Annotated in this window: 8 protein-coding genes, 9 pseudogenes and 1 other annotated feature; of the genes and pseudogenes, 8 read left to right on the top strand and 9 right to left on the bottom strand. The window is 59.7% G+C overall.

Annotated features, from left to right (window positions below; genetic code table 11):
- Window positions 1-918, top strand: a pseudogene (locus GA0004734_RS23670) (IS21 family transposase); the annotation flags it as partial.
- A pseudogene (istB, locus tag GA0004734_RS23675) lies at window positions 915-1,806 on the top strand (IS21-like element ISRel5 family helper ATPase IstB). The pseudogenes GA0004734_RS23670 and istB, both read left to right, overlap by 4 nt.
- A gap of 119 nt (window positions 1,807-1,925) precedes the next feature.
- Here the strand turns inward: istB and GA0004734_RS23680 are convergent.
- Window positions 1,926-3,025, bottom strand: a pseudogene (locus GA0004734_RS23680) (Fic family protein).
- Between the two features lie 207 nt (window positions 3,026-3,232).
- Here GA0004734_RS23680 and GA0004734_RS23685 point away from each other — a divergent pair.
- Window positions 3,233-4,481 (top strand): annotated as a pseudogene (locus GA0004734_RS23685) (hypothetical protein); the annotation flags it as partial.
- Between the two features lie 39 nt (window positions 4,482-4,520).
- Here GA0004734_RS23685 and GA0004734_RS23690 read toward each other — a convergent pair.
- The 3 pseudogenes from GA0004734_RS23690 to GA0004734_RS23705 form a co-directional block, all read right to left on the bottom strand.
- Window positions 4,521-5,012 (bottom strand): annotated as a pseudogene (locus tag GA0004734_RS23690) (IS3 family transposase); the annotation flags it as partial.
- Between the two features lie 67 nt (window positions 5,013-5,079).
- Window positions 5,080-6,608 (bottom strand): annotated as a pseudogene (ltrA, locus tag GA0004734_RS26805) (group II intron reverse transcriptase/maturase).
- A 648-nt stretch (window positions 6,609-7,256) separates the two neighbouring features.
- Window positions 7,257-8,040: pseudogene (locus GA0004734_RS23705) on the bottom strand (IS3 family transposase); the annotation flags it as partial.
- Window positions 7,602-7,756: a sequence feature (AL1L pseudoknot), on the bottom strand. Its footprint overlaps the pseudogene before it by 155 nt.
- On the opposite strand from GA0004734_RS23705, the gene GA0004734_RS23710 reads away from it, so the two are divergent.
- The 4 genes and pseudogenes from GA0004734_RS23710 (at window position 7,969) to GA0004734_RS23725 (ending at window position 11,262) form a co-directional block, all read left to right on the top strand.
- Window positions 7,969-8,637: an NAD(P)-dependent oxidoreductase gene (locus GA0004734_RS23710; protein WP_092938445.1), complete on the top strand. Its 669-nt coding sequence runs from the start codon at window positions 7,969-7,971 to the stop codon at window positions 8,635-8,637. The pseudogene GA0004734_RS23705 and the gene GA0004734_RS23710 sit on opposite strands and share 72 nt — an antisense overlap.
- Before the next feature lie 15 nt (window positions 8,638-8,652).
- Window positions 8,653-9,035: pseudogene (locus GA0004734_RS23715) on the top strand (transposase); the annotation flags it as partial.
- A 764-nt stretch (window positions 9,036-9,799) separates the two neighbouring features.
- A complete protein-coding gene (locus tag GA0004734_RS26600; RefSeq protein ID WP_092938447.1) occupies window positions 9,800-10,108 on the top strand; it encodes a PAS domain-containing protein in 309 nt (102 codons plus the stop codon).
- Entirely contained in the window at window positions 10,105-11,262 is a 1,158-nt protein-coding gene (locus GA0004734_RS23725; protein WP_092938449.1) for a sensor histidine kinase, read from the top strand. Before GA0004734_RS26600 ends, GA0004734_RS23725 begins: the two co-directional genes overlap by 4 nt.
- 65 nt (window positions 11,263-11,327) lie before the next feature.
- Here GA0004734_RS23725 and GA0004734_RS23730 read toward each other — a convergent pair whose 3' ends face one another.
- Window positions 11,328-12,224 (bottom strand): PhnA-like protein, encoded by an 897-nt coding sequence (locus GA0004734_RS23730; protein WP_092938459.1) that lies wholly within the window; start codon window positions 12,222-12,224, stop codon window positions 11,328-11,330.
- A gap of 88 nt (window positions 12,225-12,312) precedes the next feature.
- On the opposite strand from GA0004734_RS23730, the gene GA0004734_RS23735 reads away from it, so the two are divergent.
- A complete protein-coding gene (locus GA0004734_RS23735) occupies window positions 12,313-12,855 on the top strand; it encodes a c-type cytochrome (protein WP_245292620.1) in 543 nt (180 codons plus the stop codon).
- A gap of 36 nt (window positions 12,856-12,891) precedes the next feature.
- On the opposite strand, the pseudogene GA0004734_RS23740 reads toward GA0004734_RS23735, so the two are convergent.
- From GA0004734_RS23740 to GA0004734_RS23755, 4 genes and pseudogenes are all read right to left on the bottom strand, one after another.
- Window positions 12,892-16,096: pseudogene (locus tag GA0004734_RS23740) on the bottom strand (efflux RND transporter permease subunit).
- 100 nt (window positions 16,097-16,196) lie between these two features.
- Entirely contained in the window at window positions 16,197-17,345 is a 1,149-nt protein-coding gene (locus GA0004734_RS23745) for an efflux RND transporter periplasmic adaptor subunit (protein WP_092938453.1), read from the bottom strand.
- 62 nt (window positions 17,346-17,407) lie between these two features.
- On the bottom strand, window positions 17,408-18,013 hold the full coding sequence (locus GA0004734_RS23750) for a TetR family transcriptional regulator (RefSeq protein WP_092938455.1): 606 nt from the start codon (window positions 18,011-18,013) through the stop codon (window positions 17,408-17,410).
- Window positions 18,014-18,349: 336 nt separating this feature from the next.
- The coding region (locus GA0004734_RS23755) for an acetyl/propionyl/methylcrotonyl-CoA carboxylase subunit alpha (RefSeq protein WP_092938457.1) at window positions 18,350-19,892 on the bottom strand (1,543 nt) is incomplete at its 5' end.

Raw genomic sequence — 19,892 nt, forward strand, 5'->3', positions numbered from 1 at the left:
CTCTATCATCGAAGCGACAGCCTATCGGCGGCCTTCCGCAACCTCGACGCCGATGCCAAGGTTGATCTCACGCACCGTTACGACCAGCTTTGCTCCCATTATCGTATGACCCCGACGCGCAATAACAGGGGGCGTCGCGCATGAGAATGGTTCGATTGAAAGCTCCCACGGGCATCTCAAGAACGCCGTTCATGATGCCCTGCTGATGCGGGGGACCAAGGAATTCGACGATCTCAGTTCTTACCGCCCTTTGTCGACGAGATCGTCAGCCGTCGCAATGCTGCCCATGGCAAGCGCATCGATGCAGAACGATCCCATCTGCAGGCGCTGCCCGAGCGCCGGACCACCGACTTCGAGGAGATTGTCGTCACGGTGTCCCGGACGGGCGGCTTCACCTTGCGCAAGGTCTTCTACACCGTGCCATCCCGCCTGATCGGCCACAGGTTACGAGTTCGCCTGTTCGACGATCGGCTGGATGTCTTTGTCGGCGGTACGCATCTGATGACATTGCGCCGAGGACGCGGCCACCCCGACGGGCGACACGATCAGGTCGTCAACTACCACCACGTCATCCATTCCCTGCGCAAGAAGCCGATGGCGCTCCGCGGCCTCGTTTATCGCGACAAGCTCTTCCCGCGTCAGGAATATCGCAAGGCCTTCGAAGCCCTCATCGAGCATCTTCCCGACAAGCAGGCTTGCAAGATCACCGTCGAACTCCTGGCGCTGGCCCATGACCGCGGTTGCGAGCGCGAACTTGCCGAAGAATTGGCCAGGACACTCGACGCCGGTGACCTACCGGATCTGGTCGCCATGCGAACACTCTTTGGTCCGGACCCAGCGAAGCTACCGACCGTTCATGTGCAGCTCGCATCGCTCAACGGTTATGAGGCCCTGATCGGGACGGGAGAAGCCGCATGAAGAACGCCCACGTCATTGATGAAGCACGGCTCGCCATCATGCTCAACGAACTTCGGCTACCGACCATCAAAACGCTGTGGCCGCAATTTGCCGAGCAGGCGGACCGGGAGGGATGGCCAGCCGCTCGTTTCCTGTCGGCGATTGCCGAGCACGAGCTGGCAGAGCGTGCCAATCGCCGAATTGAAAGGCATCTCGCCGAGGCGCACCTGCCGCCCGGAAAGACCTTGGACAGCTTCGCCTTTGACGCTGTACCCATGATCTCGAAGGCGCAGGTTATGGCAATGACCGCCGGCGACACTTGGCTCGCCAAAGGAGCTAACATCCTCATGTTCGGTCCCCCCGGCGGAGGAAAAAGCCATCTCGCCGCCGCTATCGGCTTTGCGCTGATCGAGAACGGATGGCGGGTCCTGTTCACCCGGACAACCGATCTTGTGCAGAAGCTCCAGGTCGCCCCCGGGAACTGCAGCTCGAATCCGCCATCGACAAACTCAACAAGTACGACTTGCTCATCCTCGATGATCTCCCTACGTCACCAAGGACCAGGCGGAAACAAGCGTGCTCTTCGAACTGATCTCGGCACGATACGAGCATAGATCGATCCTGATCACGGCAAACCAACCTTTTGGAGAATGGAACCGGGTCTTTCCCGATCCCGCGATGACACTCGCAGCGGTCGACCGGCTCGTACATCACGCCACGATCTTCGAGATGAATGTCGAAAGTTACCGGCGCAGAGCGGCGCTTGAGGAGAAACGGCAACGCGGCCGACCAGCCTCGTTCGCGCCAATCAGGACCTCAGCCTTGCCTGTCGCGGAGCGGCAATCAGAAAACGACGAAGATCTTGCCAGCGGCAATCAGCATGATAACTTCATCCCGACCGCGACCTAAGAATCTCATCCAGATTGTCGCAAGCATCTCATCCTGATTGACGCGCTATATCTGAAAGGACTCGAACAGCCGTTCGCCTAGATAATGACTTTGGTGGTGTTCATTGGAGTGGTAGCGAATTATTTCTGCAATGACAGTGAGTACCGAGTATGTCGACGTTCACCCGTACGCGTCAGTGCACCGATCTCCACGAGTTGCTGAAGGTCGCGTGTTGCTGTAGCGCGGGATGTATCTGTGATCGAGATATAGTTTTCGGCACTTAGACCTCCCTTGAAGCCAGCCGTGCCTTCCTTGAAGATGCGCGCGACTACCTTTTCTTGCCGCTCGTTCAGTTTGTCCCGAAAACGATCATAGAACTTTGCTTTCTGGATGAAGAAATCTACGCGCTCAAGCGTCGCCTGTTGAGCATCCAGGATAGTTTCTGAAAGAAAATGACCCAGTCGGTGATATCAAGCGTGCGCTGGTGCCGCTCAAGCTCTGAATAATAAGCTTCCGGCGCTTCTCGATTGTCAAGGCGAGTGAAATGAGGCTTGGCTGCCCTATGTTTTGCGCTAGGGATTTCTCGGCGAGCGCGCGTCCAATTCGGCCGTTGCCATCCTCAAATGGATGTATGCTTTCAAAATAAAGGTGTCCTACTGCGGCGCGCGTCAAAGCTTGAAGCGACGTTTGACCATCTGGCCCGGATTGATTGAACCATGTGCTGAAGGTCTCCATCTCAGCGGCAACCTGGCGAGATGGGGAGCCCTCGAAGTGGATAGTGGGTTTGTCCAATCGACCCGATACATCTGCAATGGCGTCTTCATGCGTGCGGTAAGCACCAACCGTTTCAATATATCGGTTTCCGGCCATCAGCATTGAATGCCAGTGGAACAGTCCCTCATGACACAGCGGCCTATGCCAACTTCGATAAACATCCGCCATCATCTCGGCGATCCCCCGCTTGGGGGCGGATCTGTCTATCATCAGTGTTTAGCCCGAACTGCCGGCGGAGTGATGACTGGACACTCACGCGGTCCAGAAATTCCCCAATCTCTGAGGTCTTGACCGCTTCGTCGCTCAGCAACTCAATGCGAAGTTGGTTGCTGTCGTCATCGTTGAAATGTCGAACAGCACCGATAACCTCGCCGGCGGACTGCAAGAATTTCTGCTCCAACGATATCAGGCTTGCGGTGTCGTATCTGAAGTTTGGCCAGTCAGTGTTTTGCCAGTTCCATTTCATGAGTTATAGAATCCCTCTCTATAGCTCATAACTATTGCTGGAAATGAGCTATTGCAAACCCATCTATCGCTCAGCACCACAATCTGCATCTCTCCATTCAAGAAGCAGCGATCGACAGCTAACCTCTTGCCCTAAACATATTTTGTTAATGGGCGCCCCCTATTTCCGCTCGCCCTCGGCACTGGTGCCGAGCGAAAACGAATAAGCATGACCAAACACGACCTTTCATCACGACATTTTCAGCGAAAAATTTCGCAATTCTGCGAGCTTCGTATCGCTCCAGTCGCATCCAGGCGAGTGTTCGAAAATATACGGCCCTATCTTGCCAGTTTGATCATCTACCGCAAATCGCCCCCGCTTCTGAATGGCCATATCGACTGGAAGATGATCGGTCAGGCCTGTGGGATCGAAGCCGAGTTAACGGCAGAACTCAAAAAGCAGGTCCGGCCAGGCTTGGATGCAATCATCCGCTGGCTCGGCGCATCACCAGCTACCGAAGAACGACGACCACCAAAGCCGACAGTTAGCACGGGTAAAATGACGCCCGCCAAGAAGGCAGCTTCCGCACGCTCCGCCCCGATAGCCACAACGCGCGGCGATCGCTGGCACCTTTGTCCGGTCTGCGTCAACATCGCCCGGCCCAGCACCAAAACCGATAAGCCCTTTCCCAGAAGCACTATTTGAAGCGACAGAAGATCCGGCGAGCTTTCAGGACGCATTGGTCTACCATATGCGTCGGTTCGGCGACACCTATTGCCAGCTCTACCGCGCCGTTGTTCATCTGAATGAGACCTTCGACAACAAGACGTTGCTATCCTGGATCCACGGAGAGCGCGTGCGCCGATCTGTTGCCAGTTTCAACATCCTCCGCCGCATCGAGCGACGCTATCGACTTTCAGAGGGATATTTCAAAGAGAAACTGCCGCATCAGGCACGCTCGCTGTATGGTCACGATCTCGGTGACATCAGCCCAGCTGAGCGTCGACGGATTTCACTGCACCTGCCCGAAGACTTCAACAGCCTGCCCTTTACCAAGCGCGAGGAGATCCTCGATTGGGTGCGCCGGGTGATCATTTCCGGCTCTACGGAATATCGCCGCCATCAGGCGGCGGCCAGCAAGCAGCGATATGCCATCCGATTTCCCGGCGTCACCTATGGCAGCAGTTTTCTTTCCTCTCGGTCATTGCCATCGGCGGCCGGCACCAATCAAAACGTTGCCGCAGAACTTGATGAACCTGATCTGCTCTCCGGCATTGTCGACGCACCGCCGAGACTTGCCATGGAAATGGCTGATCTCATCCGCTTCAAGACTTCGACGCTGACAGCGATTGGGTTCCAACGGAACGGCGTCTGGGGTGAAGAAGCGGCCTCCAGAAGATTTGAGCACCTCGGCTTGATGTTTGGTGCGCTTGCTGCCTCGCCAAACGGTGTCGTGAAGGGTTTCGGTGTGCCAGTCTGAACCGCCCCGGCTAGACCGGAGACCGTTTGGTTTAAGTTACGCGGCCATGGCTGGTGCGTCCAGCATGGCATAGTATCGTTCTTCAGCCTCGGCAGGCGGAATGTTTCCGATGGGCTCCAGAAGGCGGCGGTTGTTGAACCAGTCGACCCATTCGAGCGTGGCGAACTCCACGGCTTCAAAGCTTCGCCACGGTCCCCGGCGATGGATGACCTCGGCCTTGTAAAGACCGTTGATCGTTTCGGCGAGAGCATTGTCGTAACTGTCGCCAACGCTTCTGACAGACGGCTCGATGCCCGCCTCCGCCAGCCGTTCGGAATAGCGAATAGACACATATTGCGAGCCGCGGTCGGAATGATGAACCAGCCCGCCGCGTTTGACAGGCCGCCGATCATGAAGCGCCTGGTCGAGGGCATCGAGCACAAAGCCCGCATGGGCCGTTCGGCTTGCCCGCCAACCGACGATACGGCGGGCGAAGGCATCAATGACAAAGGCCACGTAAACGAAGCCTTGCCAGGTCGCGAGTGGAGTAAGAGGCGCAGATGCGCTTCTCCTCCCCGAACCGTACGTGCACCTTTCAGCGCATACGGCTCTCCGTTCAAGCTTGGCCCATGGCCATAGCAACGTCATGGTAGTGAGACGTGACGGTACTGCGGTTCTCGATCCGGAAGATGTATGGGTTTTCCTCCGGATTGCGCCACCGGAATTGCGCCTTGGGCTTGAGATAAGCCGGTGTAGCGCTTTTCCGACGGGTTTACCGCGTTCATTTCGACCAAACATGAGCCAGGTTTTCGCCTTGCCCGGTTCCGGGACCCTGACCCATTTCCGCATCAAGGGTTTGATGCGGATCGGTACTTGTGTCCCAGCCAATGCGCCATTTTCCAGAACACAACATGGTCGATGCGCCGGAAGACGTACGCCGTGAAGTCGGTGAACTTGTAGAACGCCGCCCATCCCACCAATTGGCGGTTCAGGCTGGAGATCATGTCGACCGTGCTGACACTATGATTGCCGGAAAGGGTTTCGGTAAGTCTGCGAACAAACCCCTTGGCCTTTTCCTTGGGTATCGTCGTGACGACGGACATCCGTCCGTGTGCCCCTCGCTTGCGAATGATCCGGTGTCCCAGGAAGACGAAGCCGTCATTGACGTGTGTCACATGGGTCTTTTCCATGTTCAGCGCCAACTTCAACTCACCTTCCAGAAACGCCCGGCATTCCTCGCGGATTTCCTCTGCCTGAGCCCTGGTTCCTTTTACGATCACGACGAAGTCGTCAGCGTATCGGCAATAGGCAACGGCCGGTTTCCATTGCCGGTTCTCGCGAACCGTGATGGGGGCGGCCCTGCTTGATGCCGAAGTTCCATGCCCATCGGTCCTTGCGAGCCTTGTCGCTCAAATATTTCGCCTCCAACCAGGCATCAAACTCGTGGAGCATGATGTTGGACAGGAGCGGTGACAGAACGCCGCCTTGCGGGACACCCTCGCTTGAGGCCGTAAACAGGCCACGGTCGATGTGGCCTGCCTTTAGGAACCGATAGAGAAGATCAACGAACCGTCCGTCCAGCACCCTTCGCCGCACGCATTTCAGAAGCAGCCGGTGATGGACCGTGTCGAAGTAGCTGGCCAGATCACCTTCGATGATCCAGCGGCCCCTCGTCGTGTCGGCACCATCCTGAAGCTGTATCCTCACGGTGCGGACGGCATGATGCACGCTCCGTTCCGGCCGGAAGCCATAGGATAAACGATGGAAATCGCTCTCCCAGATTGGCTCCATGGCCATCAGCATGGCGCGTTGGACAATGCGATCCGTCAGGGTCGGAATACCCAGTGGTCTTAGCTTGCCGTTGGGTTTCGGGATATAGATGCGCTTGACCGGCTGGGGGCAATAAGTCTCCTCCAGCAGGCTTGCCCGCAGGTCGTCCAGATGCTGATCCAGTTTGACCTGCAGTTTTTGCTTGTCCATTCCGTCGATACCCGGCGTTCGTGCGCCGCTTGACGCCAGAACCATCCGAGCGGCCTCGGCAAGCCATTCCCGATTGGCAATCAACCGAAGAAGACGATCAAACCGTCGGTTTGGCTCGCTCTCGGCCCATGTTGCGAGCTTGTGCTGCATTTCGCTGATTATCAAAGGTCTTCACCTCGCTTGGTCAGATAGTTTGCACTTCAAGCAGTTTGAACTGTTCCCCTTCGCCATGTGATGGGCTTTCCCCATCCCGGACTACTACGGGAACTCCGCCAACATGATGGACATCAGGGTCAACTCCCTTGCGACGCAATACTTCGTTGTCATTCCATCATGCCTTCCCTCGTTCATATGATGGACGTCAGCGTATTGGTGAGGTTGCCGGTCGCAGTCTTTTCCCTTGCGTTCCGCAAGTCGATGCCGATGTCATGGTCTGGCTGCATTCTCCCCATGACCCATACGGGCGACATACATCTACGACCGTATTCGGATGCCGCCGACTTACGTGTCCGGCAGCTTCATCAGCATTTCGCCTGTTAAGCCGTGTAGGCGAAGGCGACCTTTCAGCCCTCAGATGCGGGTTAACCGGTTCGTGTTCCTCAACCTTCCAATACTTCAGCCTCGGGAACCATCTTGGCGTAACGGCTTCGCCTCAATCCCCTTTACCTGCGGGCTACGTCACCCTGCCAGTTGACGGCAGGTCACCGCCGCTTGGGCTCATGCCCCCTCGCAGCAGGGAGCAGGCAAGTCTTCACATCCTCCTTTCTCTTTGCATTCCAGTCATATGCCTCCCCGATTGGGGCGAGGCGCACCATAGGTGAAATCTGATAACCACAGCATGTTCGGCGCTGGAGCGAAGAACTGTCGGTTCACCCGGTCGAGCGGGCATGGAGCGGACTTGTCCGACACGGTGGTTTTGACTGGCTTGCCGCGAATGACGCCTTGAAGCCCCATCATTCTCATAAGCCGAGCGACGGTGCAGCAGGCGATGTCGTAACCTTCTCGCTGCAACTGCCGCCAGACTTTGCGCACGCCATAGACTTGGAAGTTCTCGTTGAACACCCGGCGTATCTCGACTTTCATGGCAATATCATTCCGTTCGCGGGCTGATAGGCGACCCACGTCCGTGCGCTTGGCGACGACTTCATAATAGGTGGACGGGGCAATCGGCAGCAGCCTGCAGATCGGCTCGACCCCGAGCACCGAGCGGTGTTCGTCGATGAAGGAAATCATCGCTTCAGTGGGCGGTCGAGCTCCCTTGCCCGACAAGCGAATGCTTGCATTCGCTGAAAGGGGCCTGGGCAAAATACGCCGAGGCTTTGCGTAAAATCTCGTTCGCATGACGAAGCTCGCGGTTCTCCCGCTCCAGTGCCTTCATCTTCTCCGCCACGTCACTCGGCAAACCTGCACGCTTGCCGCTGTCGACCTCGGCCTTCTTCACCCATTCATGGAGGGTATGCGCCAAGCAGCCGATCTTGGCCGCTATCGATGATACCGCCGCCCAGCGCGATGAGTATTCAGCTTCATGTTCCGTTACCATCCGAACGGCGCGGGCGCGGACTTCAGGAGAAAATTTGTTCGTCGTTTTGCTTGTCATAGACCCTACTTCTCACGAGTTGGGGTCTCCGGCAAAGCCGGGCGGTTCAGTTTTGGGCGTATTGCTCAGGAGGTCACCGCACGACTCCAACCCTTTGGCGCGCGCATCGTCACCAGTTCCCCAAGAACATCCCAAGGCAGCCTTCCTCCCGGAGTCACCAAGACGGACTTACCGACGCTCCTACGCGAAAGCGACGTGGTGAGCGTGCTCGCCAGTCTCACAGAAGAGACGCGCCATATGATCGGCGCCGCTGAATTTGCTCTAATGAAACGCGACGCAGTCCTCGTGAACACGGCTCGAGGCGCGATCATCGACGAGGAAGCACTGCTCGTAGCCTTACGACACAGGCGCATAGCAGGGGCGGCGCTCGACGCCTTTTCGACCGAGCCGCTGCCAATCGATAGCCCGCTACGGAAGCTGGACAACGTGATCCTGACGCCGCACAGCGTCGGCCACACGGGCGAAGGGGTCGCCGCAATAGCGCCTGCCCTGATAGAAAACATTCGCTGCATCCTTCGTGGCGAAGTACCGTTGATCTGCAAGAATCCGGAAGCGGAGCAAGCTTGGCGATCGAGACTGAAGCGGCTCAATAGCTAGATCCCATGCCTGATTGCCGGAAAGAGCGGACGGCGTGTCGTCTCCGCCTTCATCACCGCGGCCCTCGGTCAAGACACGCCAGAGGCGGCAAGCACCCAATGGCGTAATGTTGCCGACCAAATCAGGCCGAAGGTGCCGAAGCTCGCCACCGTCATGAGCAGCGTCGAGCAGGACGTGCTCGCCTACATGACCCTCCCAAGGCACACTGGACAAAGCTTCATTCAACCAACCCAATCAAACGCCTCAACGGCGAGATCAAGCGGCGCACCGAGGTGGTCGGCATCTTTCCAAACGACGGCGCCATCGTTCGTCTCGTCGGTGCGCTGCTCCTCGAACAGAATGATGAGTGGGCCGTCCAGCGGTCCCGCTACATAACACTGGAACAATCGGAAAAATGAGCTGATGATTCACTCATCAGCCTGCCAACGGTAAGCTGACCCATTCCCGGCTCTGTCCGGGAGACACGGCGACTGCTGAAGCTATGCCACGTGCAGGGGCACGATCGGATTGACGTCTCGTGCTATGCTCTGTCCAGGCGCTGCTCTCGTGCTGCCGCTATTGCGCGGTGAGCGCACGGTTGCGTTGCCCATAACCTCTTTGCCTCATGTTTCGACGTGAGAATCGACGTCCCGTTCTACTCGATTCTTAGAAGCGAGAATCCTGCCGTTACCCTGTATCCATTTCGCAATAGCTAACATAGAACGACATGGCGTTGACCTGAACGCCTCGCTCTCCGAGCTTCCCACATAATGGACATGATATCGATGAGCCCTGCGACTGTATCTTCTGCCGTCTTCCGCATGAATGGTGAACTCGCGGCCGCGGACCCGGTACTCGTTGGGAATGCAGATCTCCTTGCCGCTGTGTTCTCAGGCTCCGGAGACTGCATCAAGATCTTCGATCTGGACGGAAATCTCCAGTTTATGAGCGATGGCGGGAAACAGATCATGGAGGTGGACGATTTCAGCGGGATCAAGGGCTGCCCTTGGCCGGATTTCTGGACCGGGGAGGGGAATGATATTGCGAAGGCCGCCATAGCGTCAGCAAGGGAGGGTGTTGCCGCGCGGTTTTCGGGATCGGCGGTCACCGTCAAAGGCAATCCACGCTATTGGGATGTGCAGGTCCTGCCGGTTCCCGGCGCCGGGGGAAACCCACCCACCTTTTGTCGATCTCCAGAGATATCACGGAAACGAAGCTCGCCCGGGAAGAGGCAAGACAGCTCACCGTCAATCTTCAGAATGCGGCCTTACGAGAGGCTGACAGCATGCGCCGCCTTTTCGAGAGTGCTCCGAGTTTCCTTTGTACGCTGGAAGGGCCGCATCACGTCGTCAAGATCGTCAACGGCGCGTTTTCGCGCCTCATTGGTCCGCGCGCGATGGTTGGTCGTCCCTTTCAGTCTGTTCTGCCCGAACTGGAGAGCCAAGAGGTCATCACGCTTCTCGATCGTGTCTACGCCACAGGTGAGCCATGACGGGTCGGGGCGAGTTGATCCGTTTGATGCGCGTTGAGGGGGGAGGTGAGGAGGATATCTTCCTCAACTTCGTCATTCAGCCCATTCGCGATCTTCAAGGCCAGGTAACCGGCCTTTTCATCGAAGGGCATGATGTCACCGACCTGAAGCGTGCTGAGATTGCGCTGCGACGAAGAGAACTCCAGCTGCAACTGGCGCTCGATTCAGCGGAAATGGGTGTTTGGGAGGCCGTTCTCGTCAACGGACGTATCGTTTCGACGACAGAGGATGCGAGGGCGTCGTTTCTGCTGGGCCGGCCGGCCGACCAGCAGCCATCCTTCGAGACTTTTGTCAGCCGTGTACATCCCGACGACCGACAAGCACTGAGCCGATCCGTCGAGCAGGCTATGAATCCTCTCGGGGAAGGGCATCTCGATGTCGAATACCGGGTGCTGTCCGGCGAGAACAGGCCGGAGCGCTGGATTCACGCCAGAGCACGGTTTGTAGACGGCAAGGATGCAAAGCGGCTCGTCGGCACCGTCCGCGATATCACGGCCATCAAGGATGCCGAAAGCCAATATGCCCTGTTGAATGGCGAACTTCAGCACCGGATCAAGAACACCCTGGCCATGGTCAGCGCCATCGCGTCGCAGACGCTGGAGGGCGAAGCGGTTCTGGAGCAGCGCGACACGTTCAACGCCCGCCTGCACACACTGGCTCACGCGCACGACCTGCTGATGGGGGAAGCGCAGGAGAAGGGCAGCATCCGTGAGGTCATCGAAACGGCACTGGCGCCGCATCGGACCGGTGCCGCGCAGTTCGATATTTCCGGTCCCGACCTTCCGCTGTCCCCGAAACAGACGCTCTCGCTCGCCCTCGCCATACATGAACTGGCCACAAATGCCGCGAAATACGGCGCGCTCTCGTTGCCGAGCGGGAAGATTGTGATCAGCTGGGATCAAAATGCGAATGGTTCCGAAGCTCAGGCCTTTGCGTTGCGGTGGGAAGAGAAGAACGGTCCACCTGTCGTGCCGCCGACGCGGTCGGGATTTGGCTCCCGGCTGATAACCCGGGTTCTCGCTGCGGATTTCAAGGGCCAGGTCACGCTCGACTATGTCCCAGTCGGTCTCGTTTGCACGCTCGTCTCGCGCTTTCCCGTCGAACTTGGCGCTTAGCGAATACGAAAAAGCCGCCAGTCTTGCGACTGGCGGCGTCGAGGTTCGGATATCGTTAGCCGGATTTAGACGGCGCGGACATCGTCCAGATCGCGCTTCGTGCCGGCAACGCCGCCGAACCAGGCTGCAACGGCGCCGAGGACCAGAGCAATGAAGCCGAGGATGGCGCCTGTCGATACAGCAGCCGTAGCAGTCTGAGCGGCGTCAATGGCCTGCTGCTTGGCAGCTTCCATATTCTGGCGATAGGTCTGCTCATACTGCTGAACCTGAGTGCGAGCCTGATCGACCGGGATGTTCTGAGCGCGGGCCAGAGCTTCGGCAGCACGGGTGCGGGCCTCTTCGGCGCTGGCTTCGTCGCCGGTGACGACAGCCTGAATGGCGGAGACAGCCGCGTTCTGCAGAGCCTGCGGGTCATTGCCCGTCGTATTGCGGATCTGCTGCTCGATGCCGGCCATCGGATTGGTGACGTCGGAAAGAGCCGGTGCCGCAGTTGTTGCAGCTGTGGCAGCCGTACGGCCAACACCGCCGACGACGCTGGAAATGCCGTTGAAGGCACCGCCGACGATCGCGCCGACCGAGGTGGTCAACAGGTAGAGAACAACGAGAGCGGTCACAGCCCAGGCGGTGACGCCATGGTAGCCACCGGTAGACTTGCTGGCGCGACCTGAAAGACGGCTTGCGACGTAGCCACCGACAAACGAAGCGATGATGCCGGAGACAACAAACCATGCGCCGCCGGCGATGGAGAAAGTGCTTGCCTGAGGATTATCGTACTGTGCAGGATCGATCACGGCAGCGCCGATGCCGACGCCAAGCAGATTGAGGAGAAACTGAACGGCAAGTGCCAGTGCGACACCAGCGAAGATGGAACCCCAGGATACTTTGTGCAAAGACGCGGTTACTGAAGGCACACCACCGTAGACGGTTTCGGTCGGGCGATAGGGAGAAGCTGGGATTGTCATGATCATCGGGTCCTTTAGATCGTATCGCAGACGTGCGAGCGGTCGAAGAACGCAAGATTTCGCAACAAGTTCCAGACATTAGAAAAACATGAACATGTGGTGCGTTTTTTTAGAGGGACCGGAGGCGGACACCCACAGAATCTCCACTGTTCATCAAGGATATGGCGGCTTGCTACCTCGATTTTTTGTTGAGCGAGAAAGCTGTCGCTATCGACACCATCATGCGATCTGGAGTGACAGCATGCGCGCTTTTCCACCCGCCAACATTCTTTCTGCAATGTGCCTGATGTGCCTGATCGCGGTATCGGTTGCGCATGCGGAAGATATCGATCACGGCCGTCGGATCTTCCAGAGCTGCGCCTCCTGTCACGTGCCGGATGCCGAGACGAACAAATACGGTCCGCATCTGAAAGGCATCTTCGGGCGGAAGGCGGGCGCGTTGCCGGACTTCCGATATTCACAAGCTATGACGGACGCAGGCGCCGCGGGTCTCGTCTGGGACGACGAGGCGCTTGCCGCCTTTATCTATAGCCCGAAGAAGAAAGTGCCGGGCACAAGCATGCGTTTCTGGGGTCTGTGGAGCGAGGCAGAGATCCGCGACGTCATCGCGTATCTCAAGACGTTCCCGTGACAAACGCGGCTGCCAGAGGCAGCCACGTTTCTCGTGTCACTCTGCCGCAAGGGCGGGAATTTCCTTGAGGTCGTCCGGGCGGCCTTCTGCCTCCTGTTCGGTCTTCGGCTTGGCCTGCTTCGGATCGCGGCCGAAGAACAGGGCGTAGGCTGCCGGCAGCACGAAGATGGTCAGAACCGTCGCGACGAGGATCCCGCCCATCATGGCGTAGGCGAGGGGACCCCAGAACACGCCGCGCGAGATCGGGATCAGCGCGAGAACCGCCGTCAGCGCTGTCAGCATGATCGGGCGGAAACGCAGCACGGCACCGCCGATGATCGCATCCATCCTGTTCATGCCGGCCGCGATGTCCTGATCGATCTGGTCGATCAGGATGATCGAGTTTCGGATGATGATGCCGAGCAGCGCGATGACGCCGAGAATGGCGACGAAGCCGAAGGGAGCACCGCTGATCAGCAGCGCTGCGCTGGCGCCGATGATGCCGAGCGGGCCGGTGGCGAGCACCAGCATGGCCTTGCCGAAGTGCTGCAGCTGGATCATCAGCAGGATGACGATGATCATCAGCATAATCGGCGCCTTGGCCGCTATCGAGGCCTGGCTTTCCGCCGCATCTTCGGCACCGCCCTGAATCTCCACCTTATAACCGGGAGCCAGGCCGTCGCGCAGATCCTGCAGGCCGGCATACATCTGGCTCACCACATCGTTCGGCTGCACGCCGTCGGGCAGGGTACCGCGCACGGTGATGGTGGGCAGCCGGTCGCGCCGCCAGACGACGCCCTGTTCGAGCACCGGAACGACCTTGGCGATCTGCGAGAGCGGGATGAATCCGCCGAAATCGGTCGGGATATAGACGGAATTCACAGCCGACAGCAGCTTCCGGTTCTCGTCCGGTTCGCGCGCGACGATCGAAATGGTTTCCTCGCCATCGCGGAAATCGCCGAGCGGTGCGCCATTCGTGGTGGTCTGCAACATCTGGCGGATGCGCTGCGAGGTCACGCCGAGCGCGCGGGCGCGGTCCTGATCAACGATCAGGCGCATGGCGGGCACGGGCTCCAGCCAGTCGTCGTGGACGGCACCGAGCATCGGATTGTCTTGGAACCGCTTCCTCACCTCGTCTGCAATGCGGCGCACTTCAGCCCGATCCGAGCCGCTGACGCGCATCTGTACCGGCCAGCCGGTCGGCGGGCCGAGGAAGAGGCGGTCGACCTTGGACCGGATTGCAGGGAAGTCGCTCGCAAGAATATCGCGCAGCTTCAGGATCAGGCGTTCGCGCGCCTGTTCGTCATTGGCCATAACTAGGAGTTGAGCGAAGTTCGGATTGCGTAGCTGCTGGTCGAGCGGCAGGAAGAAGCGGGGCGCGCCTTCGCCGATATAGCTTGCTACGAACCGCTTGTCCGGATCGCCCATGATGCGGGCTTCCAGTGCCTTGGTCTGGGCCTCGACGTCCTTGATGCTCGTACCCTCCGGCAGCCAGAGATCGACCATGATTTCCGGACGGGAGGATTGGGGGAAGAAGTTCTGTGGGATGAACTGGAAAGCCCACAGGCTGGTGACGAACGTGCCGAGCGTCAGCGCGATGACGATCAGGCGATGGCGCACGCTCCAGCTGACGGTGGCACGCAGGCGCCGGTAGAACCGCGTATCGAAGACGTCGTGATGCCCGCCGGCGTGGCTACGCTGTTTGAGGATCATGTAGCCGAGCCACGGCGTGAAATAGACCGCCACGAACCAGGAAACCACCAGCGCGATGCCGACGACGTAGAAGAGCGACCGGACGTACTCGCCGGCCGTGGAGGCAGCAAACCCGACGGGAATGAAGCCCGCTGTGGTGATCAGCGTGCCGGTGAGCATAGGGAAGGCGGTCGAGGAGTAGGCAAAGCTCGCCGCTTCGATCTTGACGAGCCCCTCGTCCAGCTTGCGTTCCATCAGTTCGACGACGATCATGGCATCATCGACCAGAAGCCCGAGCGCAATGATGAGGGCGCCGAGCGAGATGCGCTGCAGGTCTATGCCAATCTCGTACATGATGGCGAAGGTGGCGGCGAGGACGAGCGGAATGGCGATGGCGATGACCAGACCCGAGCGCCAGCCGATGGAAAGGAACGATACGACGAGGACGATGATCAGGGCTTCCGCCAGCGCCTTCATGAACTCTCCGACGGCTTCGTTCACCACCTCCGGCTGGTTGGAAATCTGCTCGATCTCGACACCGTAGGGCAGCGACGCCTCGAAACGCGCATAGGTCGCTTCCACGGCCGTGCCCACGTCAATGACGTTGAAGCCCTTTGCCATGACCACGCCGAGCTGAACGCTGTCCTGCCCGTTGACCCGGTACTTGCGGGCAAAGGGATCCTCCAGGCCCGATGTCACCGCGGCGATGTCGCCGAGGCGCGTGACTTGATCGCCAGACCGCAGGCGCAGGTTCTGGATGTCCTCGACCTTGCGAACGTCGCCCTCGACGGAGATGCGCACGGAGCGTTCTCCGGTATCGACATTTCCGGCGGGATCGATCGCGTTCTGTCCCGCTAGCGTATCACGGAGGTCGTTCAGCGTCAGTCCACGTTCGGCGAGCGCCTTGGAGGAGACGTCGATGAAGACTTTTTCCGGCTGGTCGCCGATGATGACGGCCTTCTCCACGCCGGGCGTCGAGAGCAGCATATCGCGCGCCTTGATGGCGTAGCTCTTGAGCTCGGGAAAGCTGTAGCCATTGCCCATCAGGGCGTGGAGCGTGATGAAGGTATCGCCGAATTCATCGTTGAAGAAGGGCCCGACGATGCCGGACGGGAGCTCGGAGCGGATGTCGCCGACCTTTTTTGCGCACCTGATAGAAGGCGTCGGCAACCTGCTGGGCGTTCGTATCGCCCTTCACTTGCAGCGTGATGATGGTGCTTCCCGCACGGCTGTAGGATCGCACGAAGTCGAGATGCGGGGTTTCCTGCAGTTTGCGCTCGATCTTGTTGACCACCTGGTTCTGCATGTCCTCGATCGAAGCACCGGGCCAGAGCGCCTGGATGACCATGACGCGGAATGTGAAGTCGGGATCTTCCTTCTGGCCCATATTCATGAGACCGAACACGCCGGAGAGAATGATCAGCCCGAACAGGAAGCGCGCGATGCTCGGATGGCCGATGGCCCAGCGCGAGAGATTGAACCGCTGACGACCGCTTGTGCCGGACGATAGCCGGTCGTCGGAAATGCTCGGGGAGCCGTTCTTCGGGCCGGAAAAGGGACCTTTAGACATCATGACGTCGTTCCGTTGTCGGTTGCCAGCGCGTGGTAAGAGGCGGGGCCAGGCGTTTCGGCTGGGGTTCGGTATGCTCGATGCAGTCTTGCGAAAGCGATCAGCGGGTCGCTGCGGCTGATCCCTCGGCGCTGGCCTGATGGGCCAGTGCCTCGTCCGGCAGTTTCACCTTGAGGTCTTCGCGCATGAACTGCGTGCCGGCCGTCACAACGATGTCGCCCGGTTTCAGACCATCGGCGATGCGGACGGAGACGCCGGTGAAATCGGCGACCGAGACGGGCCGTGCATGCACGGTTTCCGTCTCCGAATCCACCATCCAGACGAGCGTCTTGTCGCCGTCCTTGGCGAGCGCACTCAACGGCACGGAGACGAGGGCAGGGCCGTTCTCCTGCGCAGCCGTGACCGATGCTGTCATGCCAAGGCGAACGCGTTCATTTTCCGGCAGGCTGATACGCACCGCGAATGTGCGCGACCGGGCATCGGCGCTGCCGGCGACCTCGCGGACCTTGCCCGGCAGCGTCAGGCCGGCGCTCGACCAGAGTGTCACATCGACCGTCTTGCCCGGCGTGAAGGCGAAGATGTCCGTCTCGGGCACGCCGACGAAAACTTCCTTCTCACCATCGGCCGCAACGGTGAGGACCGGCGTTCCCGCCGCAACCACCTGTCCGACCTCGGCATCGACAGCGGTGACGATCCCGTCACGATCGGCCGCTAGTGCACCGTAGGAAACTTGGTTTTGCGCCTGCTCGAGCGCGGAGCGGGCGGAATCGCGGGTGGAAACCGCCTGATTATAGGTCAGTTGCGTCTGTTCCAGCTGGGACTTGGGGGAAACCTGAGCCGCAAACAGATCCTCGGCGCGCTTGCGAGAGAGTTCCGCCGTCTCGACCTGTCGTTCGGCGGCAGAGAGATTGGCCTCGGCTGAGCGCACGGACAGGGCGTAATCCGTGGTGTCGATGCGGGCGAGGATCTCACCCTTCTGTACATGATCTCCGACATCCACGAGACGCTCGGTCACCTTACCGGCCACACGGAAGCCCAAAGCCGTTTCAGTGCGCGCGCGGACCGAGCCGGAATAATCGAGCGTGCGGCTGGTCTGGTTTTGCGCCACGGTCATCACCCGCACCGGCCGCACGACCTCCGGTTTCACCTCGGCCTTCTCCTCGGAGCATCCCGCAAGAAGCAAACCCGTTGCGACGACCAGAGCCGTCATGGCCGCGTGGCGGGTCGCTGGAGCGAATGGTTTCGACATGGTCGTATTCCTGTTGCGTGGGGAGCGTGAGGTCCGGTGTTCGGCGTGGTCGTGAAAGTCAATCATGGCTTCAGCGCCCGGACCGCGAAATCGACGAGATCTTCCGGCTGGGCGCGATTTTCCTTCGCGACACACTGAGCCGCCATCTGCGGATGACAGAGCGTCACGGTGGCTGCGCCGAAACACTTGGCCGCGATATGGGGGTCTTGATCGAGAAACTCTCCGGCAGCGATGCCTTCGGCGATCATGCTTGCGACCAGATCATTGAGGCGATCGATGTGTCGTTCGATGACATGCCAGTCGCGCTCTATGGCGACGATGACCATCTCATGGACTTTTTCCTCGTCCATCATTGTTTCCATGGTCTGGCGGTGCTGATCGAGCGCATATCGGCGCAGCCGTTCACTCGCGCTCATGGGCAAGGCAGCGCTGCGCAACGCCAGATCGTAGCTGGCCCCCAGCATGCGGCTGCAGAGAGCCTGATGGATCTCCACCTTCGAGGCGAAGAAGCGGTAGATATTGGCGGTGGACATGCCGAGTTCGCGCGCGATGTCGGCGACGTTGGTCTTGCTGTATCCGTAATGTCGGAACAGCGTCTCGGCAACATCGAGAATGCGCATGACGGTGTCCTGCCGCGCGCCGTCGAACTCGATCGTTTCCATGCTCATGCTGTCAAACCTTACGACTGACGAATTTTGTATTTCGTCAGTCGTAAGTCAAAATGCGGCATTCGTCAATGCTGCTCTGACTCGCTTGACAAGATGCCGGGCAAAGGGGTGCTGCAGAAGCCTTCAAGATATCAAATTGAGAATGGCCGCGGTGCCGGTCCAGACGGCAGAAGCTGGAAGCAGTGCTTCGAGGATGGGAAAGAGGAACTGCGATCGAAACGACCGCTCAGGCGCGCCATGCCCATCGATGGCGTTGAAGGTCGTGCCGTTGGTCTCGCGCAGGAGGAACCCGCGCGAGTTTTCACTAAATTCTCGCCTGTCGCGAACGGGCTCGGGTCAATCGATCGAGCCGATGGGCGTGCCCGCGTTCAGGTATGTCCCCTGTTCGGCCGTGATATGCAGACGACCTGTACGATGAGCGGTGACCTGGGTTTCCATCTTCATGGCTTCGAGAACGGCGATGAGATCGCCCTCCTGAACCTCTGCGCCGTCTGCAGCCTTCCATACCTGCAGGGTTCCGGAGATCGGTGCGGCGACGATCGCGGGGTTGGTTTCGGACGGTGCCGTTGCCGGCGTTGCGCCGTTCGAGCCGTTGCCCGAGCCGAAGCCCGCCAGCAGCATCGCCGGCAGACCGACGGCGTGGAGGCGCCCGTCGATTTCGATGTGGGTGCGGACGATGCCGGACGGGGCCGACTGAAGGGGGCGGGGGGAGGCGTCCGGCAGGGCGGCGAAGTCCGTTTCGATCCACCGGGTATGTACCTTGAAGCCATCGTCGCCACGAAAGTCGGCGGTGTCGATGGCGGCGCGATGGAAGGGGAGGACGGTGGCAATCCCTTCAATACGGAACTCGGCCAGCGCCCGCCGGGCGCGCGCCAGTGCCTGCTCGCGGGTGGCACCGGTCACGATCAGCTTCGATGTCAGGGAGTCGAAGGTTCCGGGGATGGCGGAGCCCGTGACGACGCCGCTGTCCAGGCGAATGCCGGGGCCGGAGGGCGGGCTGAATTCGGTGATGATGCCGGGGGTGGGCAGGAAGCCGCGGCCCGGATCTTCGGCGTTGATGCGGAACTCGATCGAATGGCCGCGGGGCTCCGGCGTTTCCGTGATGGCGAGAGGCAAGCCATCGGCAATCCGCAACTGCTCGACGACAAGGTCGATGCCGGTCGTTTCCTCCGTCACCGGGTGTTCGACCTGCAGGCGCGTGTTGACCTCGAGAAACGAGATCGTTCCATCGACACCCAGCAGGAATTCGACGGTGCCCGCGCCGGTATAACCGGCAGCTTTGCAGATCTTTGCCGCAGACTGATGGATCTCATTGCGTTGCGCGTCGCTGAGGAAGGGGGCAGGGGCCTCTTCGACCAGTTTCTGGTTTCGGCGCTGAAGCGAGCAGTCGCGGGTGCCGAGCACGACGACATGGCCGTGACGGTCGGCAAGGACCTGCGCCTCGATATGGCGCGGCCGGTCGAGGAAGCGTTCGAGGAAACATTCGCCACGTCCGAAAGCAGCCGTGGCCTCGCGCACGGCGGATTCGTAGAGATCGGCGATCTCCTCGCGTTTCCAGGCGACCTTCAAACCACGCCCGCCACCGCCATGCGCTGCCTTGATCGCGACCGGAAGACCGTGGGCATCGGCAAAGGCTATGACCTCGGCTGCGGTTTCCACCGGGCCGTCACTGCCGGCCACGAGCGGCGCGCCGACGCTGGTTGCGATGCGCCGCGCCTGGACCTTGTCGCCCAGCGCCTCGATGACCTCAGGGTCAGGGCCGATCCAGATGAGGCCGGCCTGCTGTACGGCGCGCGCGAATTCGGCGCGTTCCGAGAGGAAGCCATAGCCGGGATGCACGGCGTCCGCGCCGGAGCGCTTGGCGATTGCGATCAGCTTG

It is taken from the genome of Rhizobium sp. 9140 (assembly GCF_900067135.1).
GTDB lineage: Bacteria > Pseudomonadota > Alphaproteobacteria > Rhizobiales > Rhizobiaceae > Ferranicluibacter.

Excerpts from the sequence above, each read along its gene's own strand:
- GA0004734_RS23710 (WP_092938445.1), top strand. The coding sequence starts at position 7,969 with ATGTTCCGTTACCATCCGAACGGCGCGGGCGCGGACTTCAGGAGAAAA.
- GA0004734_RS23725 (WP_092938449.1), top strand. The coding sequence starts at position 10,105 with ATGACGGGTCGGGGCGAGTTGATCCGTTTGATGCGCGTTGAGGGGGGA.
- GA0004734_RS23730 (WP_092938459.1), bottom strand. The coding sequence starts at position 12,224 with ATGACAATCCCAGCTTCTCCCTATCGCCCGACCGAAACCGTCTACGGT.
- GA0004734_RS23735 (WP_245292620.1), top strand. The coding sequence starts at position 12,313 with ATGAACATGTGGTGCGTTTTTTTAGAGGGACCGGAGGCGGACACCCAC.
- GA0004734_RS23745 (WP_092938453.1), bottom strand. The coding sequence starts at position 17,345 with ATGTCGAAACCATTCGCTCCAGCGACCCGCCACGCGGCCATGACGGCT.
- GA0004734_RS23750 (WP_092938455.1), bottom strand. The coding sequence starts at position 18,013 with ATGAGCATGGAAACGATCGAGTTCGACGGCGCGCGGCAGGACACCGTC.